11 protein-coding genes and 1 pseudogene are annotated in these 5,047 nt (G+C 38.2%); 1 reads left to right on the forward strand and 11 read right to left on the reverse strand.

Annotated features, from left to right (window positions below; all coding sequences use genetic code 11):
* The 11 genes from G468_RS0116045 to G468_RS0116095 form a co-directional block, all read right to left on the reverse strand.
* Positions 1-294 (reverse strand): KilA-N domain-containing protein (locus G468_RS0116045; RefSeq protein WP_026823916.1); only part of this gene is annotated, 294 nt, incomplete at its 3' end.
* Positions 295-380: 86 nt separating this feature from the next.
* Positions 381-626 carry a hypothetical protein gene (locus G468_RS0116050; protein WP_026823917.1) on the reverse strand — a complete coding sequence of 82 codons (246 nt, stop codon included), beginning with the start codon at positions 624-626 and terminating at the stop codon, positions 381-383.
* 22 nt (positions 627-648) lie between these two features.
* The gene (locus tag G468_RS24395) at positions 649-825 is read right to left on the reverse strand and encodes a hypothetical protein (protein ID WP_167876650.1); all 177 of its coding nucleotides are present in this window, start codon (positions 823-825) and stop codon (positions 649-651) included.
* A 15-nt stretch (positions 826-840) separates the two neighbouring features.
* Entirely contained in the window at positions 841-1,416 is a 576-nt protein-coding gene (locus tag G468_RS24930; protein WP_034250225.1) for a hypothetical protein, read from the reverse strand.
* Between the two features lie 44 nt (positions 1,417-1,460).
* Positions 1,461-2,033, reverse strand: coding sequence for a hypothetical protein (locus tag G468_RS24255; RefSeq protein WP_026823918.1), 573 nt, complete (start codon positions 2,031-2,033; stop codon positions 1,461-1,463).
* The gene (locus G468_RS23175) at positions 2,033-2,830 is read right to left on the reverse strand and encodes a PD-(D/E)XK nuclease-like domain-containing protein (protein ID WP_081700712.1); all 798 of its coding nucleotides are present in this window, start codon (positions 2,828-2,830) and stop codon (positions 2,033-2,035) included. Before G468_RS23175 ends, G468_RS24255 begins: the two co-directional genes overlap by 1 nt.
* A gap of 55 nt (positions 2,831-2,885) precedes the next feature.
* Complete coding sequence (locus tag G468_RS0116075) at positions 2,886-3,119, reverse strand: hypothetical protein (RefSeq protein ID WP_026823920.1); 234 nt, start codon at positions 3,117-3,119, stop codon at positions 2,886-2,888.
* A complete protein-coding gene (locus G468_RS23965) occupies positions 3,116-3,277 on the reverse strand; it encodes a hypothetical protein (protein WP_155847018.1) in 162 nt (53 codons plus the stop codon). Before G468_RS23965 ends, G468_RS0116075 begins: the two co-directional genes overlap by 4 nt.
* Positions 3,267-3,404, reverse strand: coding sequence for a hypothetical protein (locus G468_RS23970; protein WP_155847019.1), 138 nt, complete (start codon positions 3,402-3,404; stop codon positions 3,267-3,269). Before G468_RS23970 ends, G468_RS23965 begins: the two co-directional genes overlap by 11 nt.
* Before the next feature lie 9 nt (positions 3,405-3,413).
* Complete coding sequence (locus tag G468_RS0116090; RefSeq protein WP_026823921.1) at positions 3,414-4,265, reverse strand: ORF6N domain-containing protein; 852 nt, start codon at positions 4,263-4,265, stop codon at positions 3,414-3,416.
* A 12-nt stretch (positions 4,266-4,277) separates the two neighbouring features.
* The gene (locus G468_RS0116095) at positions 4,278-4,760 is read right to left on the reverse strand and encodes a hypothetical protein (protein ID WP_026823922.1); all 483 of its coding nucleotides are present in this window, start codon (positions 4,758-4,760) and stop codon (positions 4,278-4,280) included.
* Between the two features lie 85 nt (positions 4,761-4,845).
* Here G468_RS0116095 and G468_RS0116100 point away from each other — a divergent pair.
* Positions 4,846-5,047 (forward strand): annotated as a pseudogene (locus G468_RS0116100) (hypothetical protein); the annotation flags it as partial.

A 5,047-nucleotide genomic window follows, 5' to 3' on the forward strand; every position in this document is an offset into this window, starting at 1 on the left:
GAATCTTGGCGAAATCCAGCCAGCATACTCAATGGCTAACAGCTCATGAGCAAAAGTGCCTGGATTTATGCCGCCTTTTTGAACTTTGATTACTTCTTGACCTAAGGCGGAATTCTGCCTTAGCTCTTCAATTAACTCTTTGGCTTGTTTTGTCTCAAGCCATGTTTTAGGGCGTTTAGCATCTTTGCCGCCACTGGCTTTATGTAACGCATTCAGGTTGAAACGACCATCTGAGTCTGTCGTGATTTCTACGCCAGCAATGATAGGGTAATGTTCATTTGTTAAATTTCGCATATAGTTATCCTTCAATATTAAAATTGATGAATGAGTATTAATTAAGTGGAATAGATTAGGGTGGGTAATGACTTCTTGTTCTGTAACTATTTCTTCAATCTGTCGAGGAATACCCCAAAATAGACAAAGAGTGCTGGCACTATCATGATGCCAATAACCAGTAGCTCTTGCCCACCTAAGTGAATATTGCCTAATTCACCACGCTTGAACCTGATTTGTGGGTCGATGACGGTATCAGCGTGCGCGAGATGTCCAACCAGCATTTCAAAGGCAAACGCTGTACTGATAAAAAGTAATGTCGTGATGAGTAATTTGATGATGTTAAGTTTCATGGTTGAACCTTTTAAAATTGGCTTATTTCTTAACGCAAATCGCTTTGGCGTTGATATCCTTGAACGTTTCAAACTCACGCTCAAACTGTTTAGCGGCAAATTGACACATGTTCTCAGTGTCAAATTCCTGAGTATGAACACTTGCAAAGTTACTTGATGCATAAGGGCTGGCGTACATGGCTAAGATTAAAATCCACATGGTGGTTTCCTGTTATTAAAAGGCGCTGAAGTCAGTATCTGGCTGCGGAGTATTAGCGAAAGTGTTTGTTGGTTTACGTTCGTCTTTATCTTTCAGGCTGCGCAATAGGTTTTTAATTGCTTGAGCGGGTTTGTTTTCAACTTTTTCTAAAAGCGTTTGTCCAGTGTTTGCTACAAATGGCATACGGATATCAAAGCTGTAACTTTCATCGCCATTTTTCTTCGTTCTTAGAACTTTTTGCAAAACAAGTCCTACTTTTTTGCCATGGAATTCTGGCGCAACCAGGTTATTGTTGTGGACAACCGAGGTTACTCGCTGAATTCCAATACATCCCATCATGGCATTGACCATATTTTGACCGAAAGGGTTAACCGTGCCGTCATTTTTCTTACAACAAATACTCAGATAGTTAACTTTTCTGCCATCCTCCGATTCACCAGAGAATTCAATAAACTCTGAGCCTTTATCACTTTTGGTTAATTTTGCCTCAGTAATCGTGATTACATATGCGCCTGATTCATTAATGAAACCGCCCTGATAGGTTAATAAGGCTGACTCTTCGCTGTAGGTAAAGATAATGTTGTGGTTCATAATTTGTTTTCCTTTTGCAATTGGGATGAATATCTTTAGCTAGATTATACGGATGCCATTAATGCTTTTTTTCTTGCGTCATAAACCTGAGCTAATTCTTGATGATAAGAGGGGTAATTAGCCAATGCGTTGGTAGACCAATCGAAAGCATCTTGTAATTCTTTTGAGTTCATACTACTTGCTTTTTCTGTGAATCTTGATAATACTTCCTCTGGTTTAGTATGATTTTCATTTTGAATTTTTTTGACTCTATGTTCTGCTCGTCTTCCTCTTGATACTGAAAGCATCATTGAAAAATCGGCGTTGATATCACTCATGGCATAAATTTTGATACCGCCGACAGTAACACCGCCAAACTTAACACTCGGATCACCCATGAGCGTTAGCGTCTTTCCAACCCATGAATGCCCATCTGAGCCCCAACCACCAATTAATACCCGACGCATAGATTTTGAGGGCTTGTAGGGTCTGCCGTCATAACCGACAAGATCAATGAATACGGGCTGCTCTTTTGTTCCTGCGCGGATTGACTTAATAACAGCAGTAATGCTTTGAGTCTGCACATCTTCGAAATTGAGCTGATCAGACTTTGGAATAACCGTTCTTAATAGATCCATTAGATGTATACCTCATCAACATATTCATTATCTAAAAGATAATTAGGCACGTTAATTTCATTGCGTGGAAGAACAATCCCCTCTGTTCTGAGCGATTCATTCTCTATACATTTTTTTAACTTACGCAGAGACTCAAACAGAGTTTTGTAACCAAGTTCCAGCGAGTCTTTGCCAATGTAGTACATGCAATTTTTATAAGGCGGGGTATTTTCCAGTGCGAAAAAACAAAATTCATTTAACTCTCTTCCTGTTACAAGCTTTAATACATATAAATAAAAAGCCGCCTGAACGTGATAGTGATACTTTCCAAATGCTTGACTAAATCCGCGCTCTGTTGCATCACAACAACTCTTAACATCAAGAGGATAAGTATAATTGTTTGATAATCTGTCAAACCGACACTTCAAATTAAGACCAGTTTCAGGACAGCTTGCGAACATCGACACTTCTGAGTGGCCAGAACTTTTTATGTAATCAATAAAATCAGTATTCATTTTTGCAGATGCAATCATCTGTGTTACCGTCTCAACTTCTCCATTAATAAGAATTTTTTCAGCATCAGTATGTTGTAATAATGTTTTATATTCTCTTGATGCTCTTGTCTTAATATCCCCCCTTAAAATAAAATCCTTTTCAAAAATATCTGGCTCAAGTAGGGCAGCATGAACAGCAGATCCAATATGCGCTGATTTACTGCCTTTAAATGGATTGAAATATAAATTTGCCGGACTCACGCTAATCGCTTTTACTGTCGTTGAACCTATCGCTTCATTTGCGTGATAATCGTTGCTTGGCATGTTGTAATAAATTCCAGGTTTCACAATCAACCTCGCTAATTATTTATGATGATCTCTATTGTTGTTTCAGTGCGTGATAAATATGTTGATTTTCACTTTTAAAATGGTCAAACAGCGCCTTCCAGATATCTTCAAAATCCTCATGATTAAGTTTTCGCATCACTGAGGAAGGAAGGCAATCATAGACAGGCTGGACAAGTTCGTTAATTTCGTCGTCCAGTCTGTCTTCCCAATAAGCAATTTCTTGTTGCTGTTCATACCAGTAGTCTTGCATGGCGTAAGGATTCATTTGACCTCCTCGAACTGAAATAGCAGCCTGTTTTTTCTGTTTTTAATCTCTGTGAGTAATAACTCGATTTCATTTTGTGAAAAGTGTGAGTTCAGTAGCAGGGTGATAATTTTTTCTTTAATATGACGTTTTTTCGCCATTTCTGATTTAAGTGGCATGATGATTTTTTCCATAAGCTTTTAGTTGCAGTGATAAAGCGATGAGCCATATATCTTGTCGTTGGGTATTAATCGCTAACTTTGCTGCCTGTCTTGCCAGCGCTAGCAGGATGTTGTCTTTGTTCATAGTTAGCCCTTATGCCACCTGACTATATTTGTCGTGGGTGAATTCACCATTCCACTCTTTCTTCATCGGTAGCTTACTTTTGAGGTATTGGTTATATAGCCATGAAGCGCCCTTTTTTAGCAAAACGATTTTGTAACACTGACGTTGCCCGTAATCGTTTGTCATGATGAAGGGGGATTCGGTTAGATACGTGTCTCTCGCATAGGAATGAACACGCCAGACATGAGCCTTGCTGATATCCTTTTCTGCATCGTAGAGAAAATGACGCGATTCGAGAAATAAATTAACCTGGTTAATGTTTACGCCATTAAGCTGCTTGCAAAACTGAACGGGTGTCATCCCAACCTGGAATAGATTTTTTAGGCTATCGATTTCGGTTTCAAGTTGTTGAACCTGTACCCCTAACAGTTGAACTTTTTTGTGTTGCTCAGCCCAGGCAATTGCGGATTCAGCAGGGTCAAGGAAATTAGGTAAGCCTAAAGTTGTTGGGTCACTAGGTAATGATTTTTGATTAAAGTAAGCAGATTCCATTTTTTCAAAGAAAGACCAGGCTTCATCGGTATCAACAATTTTTGACATACGAGCAGCACCTTTTTCTGTATATAAGGTAATAGCCCGTGCTTTGTTCGAAATTTGTGCGTAAATATTATTTACTCGCAAATGTGCTAGCGCTTCACCCGTGACATTGAAATAGTGAATGCCTTCAATAAAACGAGATTTGTTATTAGATAAATTCATTCTGATATTTGAGGCTTCAGTGCCATAACCAGAAGCGAGAGTTTCAGTCGTCACAACACGAACATTTTGCCACTCAATAACGGGTAATTGATTTGAATCGATAGTAATTAATTCAGTTTTCATCGTGATTGTCCTCTAGTGAGTTGTGTATGATGTAGGTTGAGTTACAAAGAGCTTAAGACCGTCGATAATCACTTCATCGATAAAGTTTTGTATCCATTTTTCATCTGCTTGTTGTTCTTTTGCGTCGTTAGCATTGTAAAAAAACCAGACGGGTAAAAAGCCTTCACCTGGTTTTTCTTGCATGATTGGATTTTCAATTTGATGGATGAGTAGGTTTTCAATAACCTCACTGTCTAATTCGATTGAAGCATTTTTATGTGTGAACAAATAGTGACCATTTGAACTAAAACCAAAGCGTTGATAACAAGAAATAAGGTAACGGAAAGAAAATATACTTCTCTGTGTTTTCACCATATATTCTGCAAATTCCATTTGTTCTGTTTTTGTGAGTTTTTTATTTTTATTAAATCGCTCAGTTTCGAGTAACCATTTAGGGCAATCAGGGGAGATATTTTTCAATTTCTCAATTATTTGCTCAGTAGTTAAATTTTGCATGTAGAAATTCCTCAAAGTTAATTGATGAAAGATTTTGCAGATTGAACCCTAAACCCGTTATACTTACCCAAAAGGAGGATTCCCTATGGGTCAGGTTGCATTTGATACTCAAGAATTTGTTGAAACATTAGAGAATGCAGGTTTGCCAAAAGAGCAGGCAAAAGCTATTTCTATTGCTGTACGTAAGTCACATGAGGTTGCTGATGTAGCAACCAAGCAAGATATTGCAGAAGTAAATCGCAATATTGCTGATGTCCGCAAAGACATGGATTTACGTTTTGAAAAAA

Origin of the sequence: Arsenophonus nasoniae DSM 15247, assembly GCF_000429565.1 — a bacterium.
Classification (GTDB): domain Bacteria; phylum Pseudomonadota; class Gammaproteobacteria; order Enterobacterales; family Enterobacteriaceae; genus Arsenophonus; species Arsenophonus nasoniae.